At 36.9% G+C, this 19867-nt stretch carries 17 protein-coding genes; 3 read left to right on the plus strand and 14 right to left on the minus strand.

The features are described from left to right. The first annotated feature begins 28 nt into the window (after positions 1-28). The 3 genes from MKY37_RS08885 to MKY37_RS08895 all read left to right on the plus strand — a co-directional run bounded on the left by MKY37_RS08885 (position 29) and on the right by MKY37_RS08895 (position 3131). Positions 29-1315 (plus strand): glucose-6-phosphate isomerase, encoded by a 1287-nt coding sequence (locus MKY37_RS08885; RefSeq protein WP_445323030.1) that lies wholly within the window; start codon positions 29-31, stop codon positions 1313-1315. Between the two features lie 149 nt (positions 1316-1464). Beyond that, positions 1465-2139: a response regulator transcription factor gene (locus MKY37_RS08890; RefSeq protein ID WP_340776113.1), complete on the plus strand. Its 675-nt coding sequence runs from the start codon at positions 1465-1467 to the stop codon at positions 2137-2139. Beyond that, entirely contained in the window at positions 2136-3131 is a 996-nt protein-coding gene (locus MKY37_RS08895; protein WP_340776116.1) for a sensor histidine kinase, read from the plus strand. Before MKY37_RS08890 ends, MKY37_RS08895 begins: the two co-directional genes overlap by 4 nt. Positions 3132-3137: 6 nt before the next feature. Here MKY37_RS08895 and MKY37_RS08900 read toward each other — a convergent pair whose 3' ends face one another. The 14 genes from MKY37_RS08900 to MKY37_RS08965 form a co-directional block, all read right to left on the minus strand. Beyond that, positions 3138-5096, minus strand: coding sequence for an ABC transporter permease (locus MKY37_RS08900; protein ID WP_340776118.1), 1959 nt, complete (start codon positions 5094-5096; stop codon positions 3138-3140). Beyond that, entirely contained in the window at positions 5093-5839 is a 747-nt protein-coding gene (locus MKY37_RS08905) for an ABC transporter ATP-binding protein (protein WP_340776121.1), read from the minus strand. The genes MKY37_RS08900 and MKY37_RS08905 overlap by 4 nt, the downstream gene beginning before the upstream one ends. Positions 5840-6225: 386 nt before the next feature. Further along, on the minus strand, positions 6226-7122 hold the full coding sequence (locus MKY37_RS08910; protein ID WP_340776124.1) for an ROK family protein: 897 nt from the start codon (positions 7120-7122) through the stop codon (positions 6226-6228). Further along, on the minus strand, positions 7119-8813 hold the full coding sequence (locus MKY37_RS08915) for a glycoside hydrolase family 13 protein (protein WP_340776128.1): 1695 nt from the start codon (positions 8811-8813) through the stop codon (positions 7119-7121). Before MKY37_RS08915 ends, MKY37_RS08910 begins: the two co-directional genes overlap by 4 nt. 108 nt (positions 8814-8921) lie before the next feature. Beyond that, positions 8922-9617, minus strand: coding sequence for a hypothetical protein (locus tag MKY37_RS08920; RefSeq protein ID WP_340776130.1), 696 nt, complete (start codon positions 9615-9617; stop codon positions 8922-8924). Then, a complete protein-coding gene (locus MKY37_RS08925) occupies positions 9618-10286 on the minus strand; it encodes a hypothetical protein (protein WP_340776133.1) in 669 nt (222 codons plus the stop codon). A 535-nt stretch (positions 10287-10821) separates the two neighbouring features. Then, on the minus strand, positions 10822-11160 hold the full coding sequence (locus MKY37_RS08930; protein ID WP_340776136.1) for a YrdB family protein: 339 nt from the start codon (positions 11158-11160) through the stop codon (positions 10822-10824). 2 nt (positions 11161-11162) lie between these two features. Then, complete coding sequence (locus tag MKY37_RS08935) at positions 11163-11846, minus strand: MBL fold metallo-hydrolase (RefSeq protein ID WP_340776139.1); 684 nt, start codon at positions 11844-11846, stop codon at positions 11163-11165. Between the two features lie 12 nt (positions 11847-11858). Next, on the minus strand, positions 11859-12476 hold the full coding sequence (locus MKY37_RS08940; protein ID WP_340776142.1) for a TetR/AcrR family transcriptional regulator: 618 nt from the start codon (positions 12474-12476) through the stop codon (positions 11859-11861). Positions 12477-12849: 373 nt separating this feature from the next. Beyond that, positions 12850-13614: a sporulation protein gene (locus MKY37_RS08945; protein ID WP_340776145.1), complete on the minus strand. Its 765-nt coding sequence runs from the start codon at positions 13612-13614 to the stop codon at positions 12850-12852. Between the two features lie 458 nt (positions 13615-14072). Continuing rightward, positions 14073-14984, minus strand: coding sequence for a DUF2971 domain-containing protein (locus MKY37_RS08950; RefSeq protein ID WP_340776148.1), 912 nt, complete (start codon positions 14982-14984; stop codon positions 14073-14075). Between the two features lie 325 nt (positions 14985-15309). Further along, a complete protein-coding gene (locus MKY37_RS08955) occupies positions 15310-17352 on the minus strand; it encodes a bifunctional diguanylate cyclase/phosphodiesterase (RefSeq protein WP_340776151.1) in 2043 nt (680 codons plus the stop codon). Positions 17353-17725: 373 nt separating this feature from the next. Beyond that, the gene (locus tag MKY37_RS08960; RefSeq protein ID WP_340776154.1) at positions 17726-18937 is read right to left on the minus strand and encodes a quaternary amine ABC transporter ATP-binding protein; all 1212 of its coding nucleotides are present in this window, start codon (positions 18935-18937) and stop codon (positions 17726-17728) included. After that, complete coding sequence (locus MKY37_RS08965) at positions 18934-19794, minus strand: ABC transporter permease (protein WP_340776157.1); 861 nt, start codon at positions 19792-19794, stop codon at positions 18934-18936. The genes MKY37_RS08960 and MKY37_RS08965 overlap by 4 nt, the downstream gene beginning before the upstream one ends. Positions 19795-19867 lie beyond the last annotated feature (73 nt).

The raw sequence follows: 19867 nt of genomic DNA on the forward strand, positions 1-19867 counted from the left end.
TCTTATAATATGTAGGATTACAAAGGGGATGCGTATGAATATTAATGTGAATTTTTCAGGGGACTTTTCAAAACTTGTAACACCAGAAGTAACGAATAGATTAGAGGCAATTCATCAGGGGATTCATACTAAATCAGCAGCTGGGGCAGAGTTTTTAGGCTGGGTTGATTGGCCAAGCAATATGAGCACTGAATTTCTACAAGAAATCCAAAAAACAGCCGAACAAGTTCGCTCTAATTCGGATGTACTAGTCGTTATTGGAATCGGTGGATCATACTTAGGATCCAAAGCAGTTATCGAGGCACTATCGACCCCATTTGAAACAAAAGGCGACCTGGAAGTAATTTTTGCTGGTCATATGGTTAGTGGAGAATACTTAAAGCAACTGATGTCCTACTTAGATGGAAAAGAAGTATCACTAAATGTCATTTCCAAGTCTGGTAAAACGACCGAGCCGGCCTTGGCGTTCCGATTTTTACAGCAATACATGGAAAAACGCTATGGGGATCAGGCAGCATCTCGTATTTTAGTAACAACGGATGAAGAAAAAGGTGCACTTCTATCACTTGCGATCGAAAAAGGATATAAGCGTTATGTCGTGCCAAATGACATAGGGGGAAGATATTCCGTATTTACTGCTGTTGGTTTACTTCCTATCGCGGCTGCAGGATATGACATCGGAAAATTAATTGGTGGTGCCACAAAAGCGGAACATGAATTCAGCGCAGTAGATACAAGAACCAATAGCGCTATTCAGTATGCTATTATCCGGAAGCATTTGTATGATGCAGGATACCCGGTTGAGATTATGGCTACTTTTGATGAAAAACTACGCTATATCCAAGAATGGTGGAAGCAATTGTTCGGTGAAAGTGAAGGCAAAGATGGTAAAGGGATTTTCCCAGCATCTGTTGTCTATTCGACGGACTTGCATTCATTAGGACAATACATTCAAGATGGAAAACGCATGTTATTCGAAACTTTTTTAACTGTCGAAAATGCGCATGAAGATCTAACAGTTTTTGAAGCTGAGAACGATGGCGACGAATTGAACTATTTAAGCGGGTTATCACTTCATGAATTCAACCATGCCTGCCATGAAGCAACTGCTAGCGCTCACTTGGATGGCGGTGTACCACAGGTTTCCTTGACCATCGAGCAAATTGACGAGGAGCATATCGGATACTTGTTGTACTTCTACATGATTTCATGTGCATATAGCGCATACTTATTAGATATTAATCCATTTGACCAACCCGGTGTAGAAGATTACAAGAATAATATATTCAAGATTCTCAAAAAACCTGGTTATTAATATGAAATGCGCAAGCACCTTTGCCTTGGAAGTTTGAATCTGGACAGGTATTGAGAAAAAAGCATATACTTTCTTTAAGAAGAGTGTGCATAATTTATGCACACTCTTAGCTTATTGTATTGAATCTATTACAAACAACGAGGGATTTTATGTACAGAATAATGATCATTGAGGACGATGAAAAAATTAGACGAATTGTCGCTGATACATTAAAAAAATGGCAGTATGATGTCATAGAAGTGACCCAATTTGACCAGGTTTTAACGGAATTTGAGCGCAACAGTCCACACCTCGTTCTTTTAGATATCAATCTTCCGGTTTTTGATGGATACTACTGGTGCCAACAATTACGCTCGGTTTCCAAGGTTCCGATTATATTCCTTTCATCCAGAAATCAGAATATGGATATTATAATGGCGATTAATATGGGTGGGGATGATTTTATCCAGAAGCCATTTGATTTGGATATACTGGTCATGAAAATCAGTGCGCTCCTCCGCCGGAAATATACTTATCAAGATGAGGAGAACAGCAGCTTCACCCATCGAGACTTGAAATTACATGTGACCAATTCAACAATTGAATATAAAGGGCAAAGCGCAGAGTTAAGCCGGAATGAATTCATCCTTCTACAATTAATGATGCGAAATATTGGAAAAATTATTTCGCGCGATGACTTAATGCAAGCATTATGGACCGAGGAACAATTTGTAGACGATAACACTCTAACTGTGAATGTGAACCGAATGCGCAGGAAAATCGCTTCACTTGGTCTGGAGGAGTTCATTGTCACACGAAAAGGAATGGGGTATTTGATTGAATGACCTTCCTACGCTATCTAACCTATGAAAAGCCATTTATTTATCTGTACCTAACTGGTTTCTTAATCTCTGCCACGGTTTTTTTTACTGATAGCAATGACGGATGGGCATGGGGTACATTCTTCTATGCCTTTGCCCTCTCTTCAATTGTGTTGCTCGGATTTCTAATATTTCGCTACCAGCAAAATGTGCGTTTGATCCGAAAAATGAAAAGTGAGGATTATGAGAGTTTGTCACTTGAAGGAGAGTTCGCTAAAATACACATCGAAGAGTTGGTCAAGCAGCATATCCGTGAAATCAACCGAATTCAAGACATGCAGAAGGACCATTATGATTTTATCGTCTCCTGGTTCCATGAAATTAAAACACCTATCGCTGTTCTTCGCTTACTGCAGCAAACCGATATGGACGAGAGTAGTTTAAGGGAAGAAATCACGAAGATTGAGAATTACGTCGACCAAGCTCTCTATTACGCAAAGCTCGATAGCTTTAACCAGGATTACGAAATTCAAAACTGTGACTTGATCCAAATTTCGAAAGAAGTCGTTAAGATGCACTCGAAAACCTTTATTTCCAAAAAAATCCGCATTGACTTCCAGGCAGAAACACTTGTCGTTCAAAGTGATTCGAAATGGTTGCTGTTTATCGTTAATCAGTTATTGACGAATAGCTTGAAATATACAGAACATGGTGGGAAAATTACCATTTCTGCATTCGAAACCCCGCAAGAAAAGCAGCTGCTAATTCAAGACAGCGGAATTGGCATCAGCCAAAAAGATCTTCCGCGAATTTTTAATCGTGGGTTTACTGGTGAAACCGGTCGCACTCATGCAATGTCAACAGGAATGGGTTTATATTTGGCGCAAAGCTTATCAAACAAACTTGGTCATTATATTAGCTGTATGTCTGAAGTCGGCGTATATACCCAATTCATCATTCATTTTCCAAAGGATGATGATCCGTATCTAATACGCCAAAAAACACACGAAGAGTAGAATAACTCATCGTGTGTTTTTTTCGTTGATAATTTTGTAATAAATAGATGTTGATGATACATAAAAAATTAGATAAGTTAACACATACAATCCCATGACAGAAAAAATAATCGTCGTTAAGGACGGTAAATCTTTTATTACTAGGATGACTGTGTAGTATAAAAGAAACCAACTGTGAACCAATCCAATAATTAGTGGTGGTAAAAATACGAAAAGTAATTGCTTCCGAATAATCTTTTTCATTTCTTTATCGCCAATACCCATTTTCCGTAAGATTGCGTAGTGCTCTCGCTCTTCTGTAGCTTCGCGTAGCTGTTTAAAGTAAATGACACTGCTTAAAGCAAACAATGCAATTACTGCAAAAAACGCAACCGAGAACAATACTAAAGATGATGATTCTGTATCCATGGAATATATATCTATAAAAGCTGAATAATATGCTCCTTCTGTTTGCATAACGATATCGTATATTTCTCGTGATACATCATTGGATGTTTTCGAATCTTCAATTTCATAAATTTCATACAAAGAAAGGGTATGATCTTCTTTTAAATACTCAAAAAATTCGTCTGAAATAACGAGTACAGAAGGTTGAAGATCGGAATCTCCACCAGGACTCGTTGGAATACTTAACAACGGGTATCGTATTTTTTCGACTACACTAAATGTATTGTTCTCTAGAACAGTAATTTCAGGTTTAGAACTTTTATATTTTGTTGGTTCATCTAATCCTCTTGTTAAAACAATTGCTTCTTCACCATCCAAATCTACTTTGTCACCAACTTTACGCAAATCAACAATTGCGTTTAATTGGGACTCTGGGAAAAGGTAAAATTCCTCTGTGTAATATTCGGGATGACTAAAGAACGTTTTTCTATTTTGGATTTTTTCTGTTTGAATTCCCGTAATTGTTTCATGTCCTATAATTGGATGTGAGTCATTCATAATTTGTTCAATTTGTTTTTGTGTTTCTTCTTCTTGCACCGAAAAGGCAATATGGTTTGGAAACTCTTTTTTTACAACGTCACCTTTCACTGCATAATCTACGGCGATAAATCCAACCGAAAAGATGACAACCGCACTAATTAGCGAATTAAACGTAAAGTTTACTGTATTTCCTCGAATAGAAAAACGAAGGGAGGAAATCCATAGCACCTTGTTACCATTTAAGTAATTTTTACTCTGACTCATTTTCTGTAAAATCCAACCAGAAAACTGACGGAAAAATAAATACGTCCCTACAATCAATGCTAATGTTGTAGCAATTAATGTTTCTTTAAAATAATCTTTCCATATATCTGTATCTCCCGCTAAGGTAATCGTGTAGTAGGAAGCTACAATCAATAGGATGGACAATATCGCCAAAGGCATAGAAAATATAAGCGGTTTGTCCATTTTTTCTTTTGCATGAAACAATTCAACTAACTGCACACGACGGACGCTAAAATAACTTTGAATAGTAATAATGCCGATTAATAAAGCGAATAACAGAATAGTGGAGATGATGGCTTCCAATGGAAAAGCAAAGGAAATGTCGTCATTGTAGCGCATTAAGTTCATTAATACCCTACCGAAAAATTTCGATAGTAATCCACCGATTAATATTCCGCTGGCCACTGAAATCGCGCTTAAGAATAACGTTTCAAAAAAGACCATTGTGACAATTTGTCTTTCTTTCATCCCGTAAAGTAAATACATACCAAATTCTTTTTTCCGCTGCTTCATAAAAAAAGAGTTAGCATACAAAATAAAAAACACTATAAACAAAAAGACGATAATCGAAGCAATGAAAATACTCGTTTCGTAGTTTTCTTTATTTTGAATGGCTGCAACTACATCCTTGTTAAACATTAAACCGGAAAAGGTAAAATAAATAACAACTCCAACAAGCATGGAAATAAAATAGATAGTATACAAACGGAAGTTCCGTTTCATATTTCTCCATGATAAATCTATTATGTTCATCTCTGATCACCGCCAATAGCACTTTGAATCGTTAAGATGCGATCGAAAAATTCTTTTTCCGTTTGCTCTCCTTTAAACAGTTCGTTGACGATTTTTCCGTCACGGAGAAAAATCACGCGCCTGCAGTAGCTCGCGGCATATGAATCATGTGTAATCATCAGAACCGTTGTTTTATACGTTTGATTGAGTAATTGAACTTGTTCTAACAACTGGGTAGCTGACCTTGAATCAAGTGCACCTGTTGGTTCATCGGCAAACACAATGGCTGGATTTGTAATAATTGCCCGAGCTGCGGCCGTACGCTGCTTTTGGCCACCTGAAATTTCAGACGGATATTGATGTAAAATCGATTCAATATTTAATGCTTCAATCAGCTTTGCTAATCGTTGTTCCATTTCCACTATGGGTGTTTTTTGTAACGCAAGCGGTAGCAGAATATTTTCCTTCACTGTTAGGGTATCCAGTAAGTTATAATCCTGAAAAATAAACCCCATCCTTTTTTGACGGAATTCTCGTAAAGCATTCTTTTTTATATCTAACAGCGATTTTCCCTCTATCCAAACATCCCCGCCATTAAAAGTATCAATAGTCGAGAGGGTGTTCATTAATGTCGTTTTCCCAGAACCAGAAGGTCCCATAATTGCAGTGAATTCACCTTCTTCAATCGTCATGTCAATATTTTTTAAGACTTGTGTTTTTCCGTAAGCTTTCGATAAGTTCTTTGTTTGTATAATTTTTGTCATTGTTTTGACCTCCTTTACCAACATACTATAACGACTAATTAGCTAGCCCACCATAGATTTAACATCATCTGAAGTGACATTTTTGTCATGTTGCAAAAATATTGCTCAGAACATGGATGGATGAGACTGACATGTATTCTCACGAGACCATCACATAATCACCAACTCAAAATAGTCTTGTCCATATTGGAGAAGACTTTTTTATAACTGACATCCTATTATAATATTTAATAACAATAGAATTCCAAGCATGATTCTGTATTATTTTCAAGAATTGCGAATACCTTTGTTTACTTGCTTTTGGGTCGAAATTACTTACGAAAAGGAATGTATCTACTTAATTATTCCCATAAAAAAAGTGTGCATGATGTATGCACACTTTTAGCTTATTTTGATGAATCTATTACAAGCATAGCTGCTCCCAACATCCCTGCTTCATTGCCAAAAGTTGCACGTCGAACTTGAACTGGTTTTAGCTTAAGTGGTTCTACTTTAGCAAGCAGCTCTTCCCACCAATGATCAGCAGAGTCGGATACGCCGCCTCCAATAACGACACAGTCCATATCGAGTACTGCTTGAAGACTAGAGATAACTATAGCAAAATCAGACAGAAAACGCTCACGGACTGCTATTGCTCCAGCATGACCATTTGCAGCTAAACGGAATAAGTCGTGTGGCTTTGCCAATTCATTTGTTTCTGTATTGATGACATTCCCTTCTTGGATAAGTCTATTGATAGCCGTTCCGGATACATACTCTTCACTACAGCCAGGTCTGCCACACCCACACACTATACCGTTTGGATACAATATTAAGTGACCAACCTCGCCACCGCCACCATTTGTCCCATTCATCACTTTTCCATCAAGCACTATGCCACCGCCAAGTTTTGTTCCGACTGTTAGGCAAACTACATGATTAAAGCCTGCTGCTGCACCAAGTCTAGCTTCTGCCAGCGCAGCACAATTGGCATCGTTGTTGATCTCTACCGGAAGACCTGTTGCTGCTTCAAGTAGTGCTTTTACAGGTGTCCCTTGCCATCCCGGCATTTCTGTTTCAAATGTGATGACACCCGTTGCCGCGTCTACCATTCCTCTTGTTCCAATTCCAACTCCAGCTATGTCTGGAACATCGTTCTTCATCGCAAGAACCTGCTCCTCTAAATATGGATATAATGGCAATACTGTTGGTATCGTCTTATCAACTAGAACTTCACCCTGTTCATTTACGATACCCATCCGTATTTTCGTTCCACCAATATCTACTCCCAGTACCTTCTTCAATTCTCTATCTCCCTTTTAAAAGCGACCACAAAGGCTTCATATGGACGAATTTTTATTAAATTTTCATTTTTTTGGATCGTGTCATAGTTTGAAATAATAAGTTTACCTGATTCTGATGGCACATCACATGTATTCCATTCTAGCTCCTCCGATTGGGTGGAGAAATTTGTAACCACTAGCCACTCTTCATCGGCCAACTGTCGTTTATAAACAAATAAGTTTGGATGATCGGCAAGTAAAAGCTGGAAGCTGCCATATGTAATAATGTCATGCTGCTTTCTAAGCTGTATTAGCTTTTGATACGTATAAAAAATAGATGCGGAATCATTTATAGCTTGTTCGGCATTTATCTCATCTGTATTGGGGTTCATTCGAATCCACGGAGTACCTGTCGTAAAGCCACCCTCTGATGTCCATTGCATAGGTGTTCTTGCATTGTCCCGACCTTTTGCATAAATACCAGACATTATGTTTTCATGGGAAATTCCTTGCTCAATTTTTTCATTATACATATTCAACGTCTCAATATCTCGGTAATCCTCAAGCATCTGGAATTTCACATTCGTCATTCCAAGCTCTTCCCCTTGGTAAATATACGGGGTACCTTGTAGCATATGCAGACAGATGGCTAACATTTTTGCAGAAAGCTTCCGATATTCTCCATCATTACCAAAACGGGATACTACCCTTGGTTGATCATGGTTGTTCCAATATAAGCTATTCCAGCCCACTTTATGAAGTGCATACTGCCACTTTTCGAAATTTCTTTTTAAATCGATTAAATTTAACGGCTGCACATTCCATTTTTCGTATCCACTGTCTAAATCCATATGTTCAAATGTGAAAACCATATTCACTTCTTTATTATTAGGATTTGTGTAAATGCGTGCATCATCGGTTGTCGCTCCAGGCATTTCCCCGACCGTAACCACATCATATTTACTCAATACTTTTTCATTCATCTCTTGAAGGTAAGTGTGAATTTTCGGTCCATTAATAAAATAAGGGCTCCCATCCCCAAATAATTTATTTGGATGCACTATACCATCTGGTAGCTGTTCATCCTTCGAGATAAAGTTGATAACATCCATTCGGAAGCCACCAATCCCTTTTTCGAGCCAAAACTCCATTAATTGGTACACTTCCTCCCGCAGAGGTTGATGCTCCCAATTTAGATCTGGCTGCTTTTTAGAAAATAAGTGTAAATAATACGAATCTGTAAGCTCATCTTTTTCCCAAGCGGAGCCCGAGAAAACGGAGCCCCAATTATTAGGTGGTTGGCCATTCTTTCCATCTTTCCAAATATAGTAATCTCGATATTTAGAATTCATAGAAGACCTTGATTCTACAAACCATTCATGCTCATCTGAACTATGATTTACCACTAAATCCATCAAAATTCGTATTCTACGTTTCTTAGCTTCCTCTATCAACTGTTCCATATCTTCCATTGTTCCAAATTCCTGCATAATTGTCCGGTAGTTTCGAATATCATAGCCGTTATCATCGTTCGGAGAATCATAGACTGGACTCAGCCAAATAACATCTATCCCTAACTTTTGCAGGTAATTTAACTTAGAAATAATGCCTTGAATATCCCCAAGACCATCACCATTTGAATCCATAAAGCTTCTTGGATAAATTTGATACACGACACTTTTTTTCCACCAAGGATCCATTTGCTGCCCCATTTTACCACCGCCCTAAATGAACTTAATAGAGTTATTTTAATCTTTCCACAATAATTATGCAAGCGCTTGCATAATTAATTTATCTCGGAAATTTGAATAATTGTACGCTTATTCTAATTCGGATTCCTCTAAAAAGTTGATAAATTCGATATGTGTATCTCCGCCCCAGGAAGAACTTCCATTTCCAGTTCCTTCAGGATATGTAATTTTATCTGACCTATCAAAAGCCCTCCAACCAAAATAATATGTTGAGGCCATTCTAGAATCGATTAATGAATTAATAACTGATACCCACTCCGTCGAAAGTTTCATACTTCCATAAAGATTCTCTGATAGTGTGATTGTTTGCTCTAATTGCATACCTGGTTCGTAGTGTTCTTCACCATCACTAACTTGAAATCCTCTTTTATTGATAAAGTAAAACTTCATATAATCTAACTGATCTTGGGGTGGGTAGTTCCAAACGATATGGTAGGTTGTTGGATCCTTACTATCAATCTTCCATACTCGTATATCCCCATTTGTTGAAACGAGAACCTCATCCCATTTACGATTGTTCCACTCCCATAAACTAAACCCATACATATCACCCTCTGCTATAAATGGAACAAACACATGATGGTCATCTAAAAAGACAGTATCTTGAATTACACTATTAGAAACTACTGAAAAATCATCGGTCATCTCTTCCACTAACTGTTCATCTGTTGGAAACGGCGTTGGATCAGAAGTGTAATACCAGAAACTTGCGGAAAGTAGAATAACCCCGATTAGTATGGAGGCAAGTACGATTGTCTTCTTCACTTATTCCGCCTCCTCCAACAGGGAATTTTCCGTTTGAAAATAAAATTGCTTCTCCTGTGTAGTTATTAATATCCCTTTTCCGTTTTTCTCCAGATAAATAGTAGTACGAAGTCCACTTCCCCATTTTGGAATAGTATTCGCTAGCATATAAGGAAAGCGCTCAGTTGTTTTATTGGGTCCTATTAATGTCTCGTTGTACCAACTATTACTGAAATAATCTTGTTGCTTAGCACCTTGTAGAGAAGCTATTAAGTTTCCCTTAATAAGAGAGCTTTCGTTTGCCGTTGGATGCGTATTAATAATATAGGCATCCTCCACATTAGAAATATATGTACTTAAGTTATTTCCCGGGTAAAGAAGATGATTTACTAGTATTCCCACCAATAGGAATATCAATAAAATATAATTAGCCATAAAGCCTAACCAAGCAAATGGTCGATACTTTTGCCAGGTTGCCTTATTTTTACTTAATAGCGCATATAGTATCCATACTCCAAGGGGAAGGATAGAAATTTGTACTACTTGGCCAAAAACATTCAAATTAACAGAAAATGTAAAAAAACCTACAAGAAGAACTACTATTAGTTTCCAAATCACAGGCTTCTCTAACCGCGTTTTATATAGACGCGAGGCAATTATGCCAATTACAATCCATCCTAAAACTATCATTAACTGTTCAACAATTTCACCACTCCACCAAATAATAACTCCCTCTTTTCATCTATCCCATATCCTTCAATTCTACATAGATTCCAATATTTCCTTCTATGAGTTGACTTCAAAAATTGTAGTTGATCCTTCCAATGTACCTAGTTAAAGGATTAAAGAGATGCTTAAAACCTGTAAAATGTGCAAGCGCTCTTTAATGTCAAAACCTGTTTCTATCGTTTTCGAAGGGCTTTGGAAAGACGTTCGCTATATTATTACCGAGTGAATTTTTAGTGATTGTTGTGACATCCGTCACAACAAATATCACTTTTTTTCGGTAATCTTATGGCGTTTGTCCCGCATTAACGGCGAACGCGCAAGCGTCGGTGATGGTTCATCGCTCACCCTGCGGAACGCGTCCACCTATAACGGAAATCAGCGGTATTAATCATTACTTCAAGTCCCATGAATCCATTGTACACAGTACATTTTTATATACTTTCTTTTAAAAAAAGCCCCCGCCATTATTAAAAGGTAGTATGAACCTTATATTTTTTCATTCCTCTATGGAATACATTAAAATCATTTCTATGAAAACAATAAAACCAAATATAATAGCCAGTTTACCTTTTCCTGCTGCAAATAGTGCAGTCGTAGCAAGAGCAAATACGATTATTTGTAGTAATATTCGAATAGGAATTGTCACCGGAAAAGTGGCTTTCGGAGCAATGAAAGTTCCCCAAAATATTGCAACTAGTAAGGGTGTTCCTATTCCAAATACAGTATTGATGAACCATCCTTTGTTCATGTGAAAGCCCCAGTAAGAAAAAGCACCAAGTGCAAATAGCTCCATAGCAAAAAACAAGCCAAATACTGTATATTTGAATAGCAACATTCCTAATACCCCCCTAACTTTCTCTTCATAGTTTTTATGTATTCCTCTAGTTGATCGGAAGGTTGAAGAACTGTATTTCCATGACATACTTCTAACTGCTTTGGCTTTAATAGGCTTATAATATTAGCACTTTCTACTGCTTGCTTCATATCTGCTGTGAACGTAGGCATAGGCTGCTTGAGCTTTCCCTTTTTCGAAGTGAACAGATCTCCAGCTAATAATACTTGGTCTTGTTCATGGTAATAGACGACGTGACCTGGAGAATGCCCTGGAGTGAAATAAGGAGTAAGTCCCCCGATTTTCTTCAATTCTTTTGAGTCCTCTTCTAATAGCGATCTAGTTAATGTTTTTGGAAGATTATTCTCCAACTTTTTTCTCTTTGGATAAACGACTTCTCCCTCCATATAAGGGATTTCAATTTGATGAGCGTACACTGGAACTTCATACTTCTTCAAAATTCCTTTTACCGCGCCAACATGATCGGAGTGTCCATGCGTTAAGAGTATTCTCTGTAATGGGCCAGCATTTAGTTGTTCTATGAATTTCATAATTCCTTTTGTCATCATCGGCATTCCCGCATCTACTAAGGTGATACCTTCCCTATCAGTTACGACCCATACATGAATAGGAATAATCATCCATGTTTTTAAGCTCCATATATGCTCAGAAATCTTTTTCACCTGCATCGTCATTACCCCTTACTTTAATTTTTCTTGAAAACCTAAAAGTAAAACTTCTATTGCTAGGTTAAATGTTGGTTTCAATCTTTCCATTAGCACATCATGTGGCTCATGCTGATAGGAGTACGTACTCAATACCCCATTCAATTGGTAATAATAAATTCGAGAAAATGCTAACAGCTGCTCATCATTTGAAATGAAAAGATTTTCCTCGATAATCGATTTCAATAGTTCAAATATTTCAAATCGAAGTTGGTTTACCTCTAATTCTGGCTTTTTATCCACTCTCGAGGATTTAGCGTTGAAAAAAATATCATACATATTGCGGTGTTTTAAACAAAAGGAAATATACTCTAAACTTATTTCTTTTAGCTTGCTTTCTGATGTTAATGAATCCAATGTTGAAATAGCCTTCAATTTTTGCTGTAGTTGGTGCAATGGTGGCAAAGAAAGCTGGTGAAGTAATGTTTCCTTATCTTTAAAGTATAGATAAATTGCCGTATGTGAACAGCCCGCATCCTTTGCAATTTCTCGAATCGTTACTGCATCATATCCTTTTTTGGCAAATAAATTTGCAGCAGATTGCAATATCAACATTTTGGTTTCCTCTGAACGTTGTTCTTGTTTACTTTTCATATTATATGCCCTCTTTTCGTAAAAAAACTAACCATTGGTTATATTATAACCAATGGTTAGTTAAGTGTCAAAAAAGGGGGAATTTCATTAAAATACGCACAACATAAATTAGTTTTATAGACATTCCCTCTACTTCATCCAGCGAGGATCAATAATTTTATTTCCATAATAACAGCAGTATAATTAGTTACCTAAACTTCCAACAACTGTGAAAAGGGGGAATCCATTTGAAAAATAGACTGAGTCAGTACTCCTAATCATCAAACAAGTATTTACCGTGAATAAAATCCCACTCCCATCAAAACACCTCCAACCATTTTAAAAATAGTTGGAGGTGCTTATTATTTTATATGCATTTTGAATGAATTATGCGCTAGATCCCTATAGCTCTCTTTAGTTTGTCTTTAAGAGTAGGTATGTCTTGTGCATTGATCGTTAATCGAATGAATTTCTCGTCCATTTCAAATGCCTCTGCTAACAGTCCCCCGAGACCTCTTGCTCTTCGGTCAACCTGCATTAAAATTTCAGCTGATTGAGCGGACTGAGACAGAAATAGGATTTCTAGTTCATCTAGTTTTGCTCTATAGGAACTGCTAGTCGGCACAAATTCAAATTCTTGGACAAACGGATATCGACTACCTAATTTATAGGAGGCTTTCTCACATTCAACTTTTCTTATTTTAAATCCAAGTTGTTCAATCGTCTCTAAAATATGTGTCGCTATTCTCGTTGGTCGTACGTTAATATAATCTTTGTCTGTAGGATCCACACTATTTTTGATATCTAGTCCTGTGCTAACCCATACACGGGTGCTTCCATAAGTGACTGGTGCGTCTTCAGGAAGTGTTAGTGAAAAGGGGATTACTTTCTTTTCATTTGCTCCAATTGTAAAAGGTTCAGTTACTTTATGCTTTTGAATAGCCGCTACATCCGTGTATTTTCGATCATTCGATTCACGAATATAAGTTGTATTTAGCGTTAAGTAGATTGCATCAATCTGTTGTTCTAAATTCCCACCACTGACCTCTACTACACCTTGCATGATTTCTCCAGCAGTAAACTCTGACTTTTCTAATTTAGTGTCTACTTTAGCCCCACCAACTCCGATACTTGCTAATACTTTATTGAAAAATGACATAAACACTTCTCCTTTAGTTTTTATACCATTTTTACGATTTTACACTGTAATAGGTTTCACTTTATTTAAAGTAAAGTATCTGCCTTTTACTCAACAGAGGACGACAGACAGATAAAGTGAAACTTCAATTAGTGTGGCTTCATCCCCACTAATTGAAAAATTGAACTCAGGCAAATAACGTCGCGTCGTGCACATTGCCTAAGTGAACAATATATTGTTGACCCGAGGCTCGCAGGAAGCGAGTCGCATAGACGAAACCACACTATGTGTCGCTTTTACGTCTATGTTCTACTTCGGGCTTTTACGGTCAGTTATCTACTGCCCATTAATGCGGTACAAACGCCATAAGATGACCCCCAAAAGTGATATTGGTTGTGACGTCTGTCCATAGCTCTTGGAAACGGTAAAAACAGGTTTTGACCTTTTAGGACCGGACGTCTTTTTGGCGGTTTTTCTTACTATCTATATGGAATATGGGAAAGTTTAATAGGTACAGTTGGATATCCTACGTTTTTCAAATAATAATTGATACTTCTTGCTGTGAATTCATTGGTTCCGGAAGGGCCAATAATGATTTGGTTTACAGGAAGCCTATTGTCATTTTGAAGTATTTTGTTATGTGTCTCTAGCTCGATATATGGAAGAATAATATTATCTCGCGCACGGAATTTAAGCTCATGCTGATAGGGCATACTCTTGGAGTTCGTCACAATGATTCGCCATTCCTTTTCCTCTGAAAAAGTAGCATGTTTAAATAGTGGAAGAAAGTATCCAATCGTTCGTGCCACTTCCTTTGGAGAAAATTGAGGTTTTTGTACGCTTAGCTCTAAGCTGAGGAGCGAGATATTTATAATTCTGCGAATAATTCGTTCTTGCAGCTTATGATCGTATATCACTTTTCGAGGAAAAAAGTTTTCTTCACTTAAATGAAAGGAAACATCAAACAAAGATGAAAAATCAAAGCCAATAGAGATGCCATGCTGGCTTCTGCTATACCCCCTCCACTGACTCAGTAGGTCTCCACTTTCACAAAATGAAACAACAAAAATATCTGTATCCTGTTCCTCAAGAATCGCAAAAACTTCTTCTAGGTATGCTCTTCTAGGATTTTCTAATGGTAATTCTTGAATGAGCTTTTGTACAATACTTTCACATACTTCTAGCCCATGACTATATTCTTTCGAGTCATTCATAAACTTTATATGCGAAGCCCAAAAGGTTTTATCGCTAATTATTCCTTGTGCGCCTTCTAGATTTGTATAGTGATATAATGCTTTAATATTTTTCGTAAAGTACTTTTTGAATTCCTTACTGATTAAAGGAATAAGAGCCTTCATGTCGATCTTTGAAATAAGGTTTTGCTCGGACATTTCACTAGCACCTCCTATACTTTATAGTAGTACTTCCCTCTTTTTATGTCCAAAAAGGTATTGAATTTTATAAAATATAAGAAAAACCAGGCAAAAGACATGCCTGGTTCTTTAAGGTCAAAACCTATTCCTATCGTTTTCGAAGGGCTTTGGACAGACGTTTTGCTATATTATTACCGTTTGATTTTTTTGAGATGCAGGTTAGTGCGTTATTGGACAACTAGAGAAAAGATACTTTCTGATTTATAGAATAAGTTCTCGAAGATGCAATTTCGTTCGCTATTTCGCTTCTTTATTATTCCATTCCTTCACTCTGGTTTTTATATCATAATCCTTGATACCACTTAATAAGGTCATGAGCCTTCATCGGTTTTGCAAAATAATAACCTTGAAAAATAGGAGTTTTACTAGTATTTGTTAAGAACTCTAATTGCTCCTTCGTTTCTACACCTTCGATGACTACATTTAAGTCTAATGATTCTCCTAAAGTAATAATAGCTTGAACAATTGCTGAATCTTTAGGTGATATTGGTACATCGTCTATGAAAGATTTATCTATTTTTAAGGTGGAAATAGGCATTTGCTTTAAATAAGAAAGTGATGATACACCAGTACCAAAGTCGTCCAATGCGACAGAGAAACCTTCTTGTCTAAACGCTCCTACCGCCCTCATGGCTTCTTCCATATTTTTCACAAAACTATTCTCTGTTATTTCTAATTCTATTTGCGCGGGTTCCAAACCGTAATCATTCAGTTTTTCTGTTAATACTTTTAATAATAGCGGTGAAGTTACATACTCCCCTGGAATATTGATAGCAACTTGCTTAAACGAAATATTGTCTTGTTTCCAGTTAGCTATTTGTTGACACACTCGGTCTATTATCCAATTCGTCACATAAATCATACGATCATATTCCTCTAAAATAGGAATAAAAACAGCAGGTGATAAAACACCATACTTCGGATGATCCCACCTTAATAATGCCTCAAGACCTGCAATGTTTTGTACGGTTAAGCGAACTTTCGGCTGGTAAACAAGAAATAATTCATCTTCTCTCATAGCTCGAATGACATCTTCTGCTATTTCCCGTTCAAATGTATACGTATGTATAGTGGGATCAAAGTAAACAATATCATGATTGTACGTTATAGATGGGTAGTTTAGAACCGCAAGTACATTTGTATAAATATCTGAAGCATTATCAGTATGAACTGCTTCAGATATTACACATACGCCATACGAAAAAACTTTTTGGTCTTTAACTTGTATAGGTTGACGAAGAACATCAGCTACTTCCTTCAAAGCATCTATTAATTGTTTTGCACTATCCACATCCCTAGCTATTAGAGCAATACGATGCCCCTCTATTCGATAAATTTCTATCTTTGAGGGTGCTCTAGATTTGAAGAGATGTACTAAAGCGCGAATTACATCATCACCGAAAGCATAATTGAACTCTCTATTAATATATTCCAAGTCATGTATATGCCAAACAGCTAAAACATTAGGAGACTGAAGTTTTTTCTCAAACAACCGGCGATTTGGTAATTGTGTTAATGCATCATAATAATTTGCACGGTACTCAATATAACGGTCTAGCAAGCTAGATAGTAATAATATACCCAAAAGCATTGCCATTCCCACCGCCACAATAATTGCTAGTCCATACATTTCCGTCATATGGATATGCCCAAAGTCCAATTCATACTCTTTTGGAATATAAAAGTGCATAGCAGCCATGCCTGTATAATGCATACTAGAGATAGCCATTCCCATGATTAAGGATATTGAAAGTTGAATTATATAATTTCCTTTATACGCTTGGACCGTTGAAAAAATGTAGACTGCAATTACAGAAACAATAATTGCAATGCAAATAGAAGCTATAAACAGTAGGCGATCATAAGTATAGATAGCATCCATTTCCATCGCATACATCCCTATATAGTGCATGGAGGATATCCCCGCCCCCATTGCAATCCCAGCGAAAATGTATGACCAAACGTTTCGTCTTGGAAGATTCGCCAAATAGAAAGCTATAAATGATGCTAGCATAGCAGGAATAATTGAAACTAGCGTAATAATATTGTTGTAATCCATGTGTACTGGTAACGAAAATGCACCCATCCCTACAAAATGCATAGACCATATACCAAATCCCAAACAGATAGAGGCAAGCAACAACCAGAAATTCTTATGAAAAAAACTATTTTCTCTTGCTCGGTTATTCAATGACAGAGCCGTATAGGATGCCACTATCGCTATAATGACTGAAAACACTACTATTATCATAGAGTAATCGCCGTTTATTTCTACATATGAATTATTTACAGGACTATTGTTATTATAATTGAATATATTCTCCACCATCCTCTACCTTTTTGACTATACCATACTTCATATCAAGTAATAAATTGTGTAAAATTTTAAAAAACTAATATTTTTATAATGAACAAGCATAACTATTTACGAGGATAAAATATTCGTGCTGAAATAGTAACACTGGTTTTATAGCATTATAATCGATGTACTATTTATGAAAAGCTAGTCAAAAAGATGTTCAGTCCTTTATATTTTCTATCGTTTCCGAGCTAACTGACTTGTTTCTATAATATTACCTATTATCTTTTTGAAAGGCTAGTCGTGAATTACATCACAACCAGCCATACTCATAGCACATGAACCCATTGTTTATGCGTATTTCCACATACTTTATAGATTAAAAAAACACAGAAACTAGTTAAAGTTTCTGTGCCTCGTTTTGTTCTTCTGTACCCTCACTGATAAGACTTGCCAATACATGAACTCTCAGTATAATACCCATAATTGTTTGTTCTTCATCCGTAACGACGATTGGATATTTAGAATCTAATACGTACGGTATAATATCTTGGACATATTCATCCGGTCGTACTGTTTGAACTTCTGTAGACATGACTTCTTGTAATGTCTTTTTTTCTTTCAGACCATTAATCGCTTGGTCAACCGTAATAATTCCTTGTAGCTGGCGCTTGCGATCAGTAACGAATGCACTAGATATACCATTTTCACGCATAACTTGGATTGCAACATTAAGTCCATCCTTTAAAGAGACTAAGCCATATGGTTTGGACATGATATGCTCGGCCTGTAGGATTTTAGAACGATCAATATCTCTGATAAATTCCGAAATGTAGTTGCTTGCCGGTTTTTCCAAAATTTCTTCTGGGGTCCCGATTTGTTCTACTTTTCCATCCTTCATCACTGCTACACGGTCGCCAATTTTAAATGCTTCGTTTACATCATGTGTGATGAAAATAATTGTCTTTTGTAATTTATTTTGTATATCAAGTAGCTCTAATTGCATTTCGCGTCGTATTAATGGATCTAGTGCACTAAATGGTTCATCCATCAGTAAAATGTCAGGATCATTTGCAAGTGCTCTGGCAATACCCACGCGCTGCCGCATTCCTCCAGATAATTCATCAGGATATTGATTTTCATATCCTTTTAAACCAACCGTCTCTAAATGCTTCCTGGCAATGTCTCGGCGCTCTACTTTAGACATCCCTCGTATTTCCAGACCATATTCAATATTTTCTAATACAGTTCTATGGCTGAATAAACCAAAATGTTGAAATACCATTGCAATTTTTTTCTGACGGAAGTATTTTAACTGATTTTTATTATAACCAACTACATTTTCACCATCGACATAAATAGCTCCAGAGGTTGGTTTGTTCAATAAATTTAAGCAACGAATTAACGTTGATTTTCCACTTCCGGAAAGGCCCATGATAACAAATGTTTCGCCCTCCATAATATCCATCGAAGCATTATAAACACCTACAGTATGGCCCGTTTTAGCTAGAATTTCATCTTTTGGAACGCCCTTTTCAACCATAGAAATGACTTTTTTAGGTCTTGGCCCAAAAATCTTAGATACATTTTCTACTTTGAGTTTTACTGTCATACTGCATCCCTCCTATGTTTCTGAAGGCGGTTTGCAATTCCTCCTGTAATTCGGTCAATAATAATTGCTAGGAATACAATACTAATCCCTGCTTCAAACCCAAGCGAAATATCAATTCGATTAATCGCATATAGCACACGTTCTCCTAGACCTTGTGCACCTACCATCGATCCAACAACTGCCATCGATAATGCCATCATCGTCGTTTGGTTTACACCAGCCATAATAGTTGGCAATGCTTGAGGTAATTGTACTTTCATAAGCATTTGAGATGTGGAAGAACCAAATGATTGTGCAGATTCTACTACTTCCTTATCTACATTACGAATACCTAGCTCGGTCAATCGAATAACTGGTGGAAGTGCATAAATAATAGTAGCAATAACCGCTGGAACATTTCCTAGAGGGAAGAAGAATATTACTGGTATTAAATAGACAAAGCTAGGCATTGTTTGCATTGCATCCAAAACAGGTCTCATTATTGTCGACATTGTTTTACTAAATGCAGTCCCAACTCCTAGTGGAATCCCAATTACAAGAGAAAGTATAACTGAGATTAATACAATGGATATAGTGGTCATTGTTTCGGGCCACAAATCGAATGTACCTATTAAGAATATAAAGAGGCCAAAAAGAAGTCCTCCATATAAATTTGTAAAGTACCACCCTAAAAGAAAGATAATTATGATAAAAATCCACCAAGGGATTGCTAGAAGACCTGCTTCAAGCCCCTTAATCATGGTAGAGGAAATAACAAAGATAAAATCAAAGAACGCTTCAAAATTCATCGCTAAAAAGTCAATGAAATTCTCTACTACATCTCCAATTGGAATTCTTACTTCTGGAAATTCTGTCATACACTTTGGACTGTATCAAAAAGAACAGTCGCATACACCTCACTTTTTATGGTTAAATTACTATGATCATGAA

The organism is Psychrobacillus sp. FSL K6-2836 (assembly GCF_038003085.1).
GTDB lineage: Bacteria > Bacillota > Bacilli > Bacillales_A > Planococcaceae > Psychrobacillus.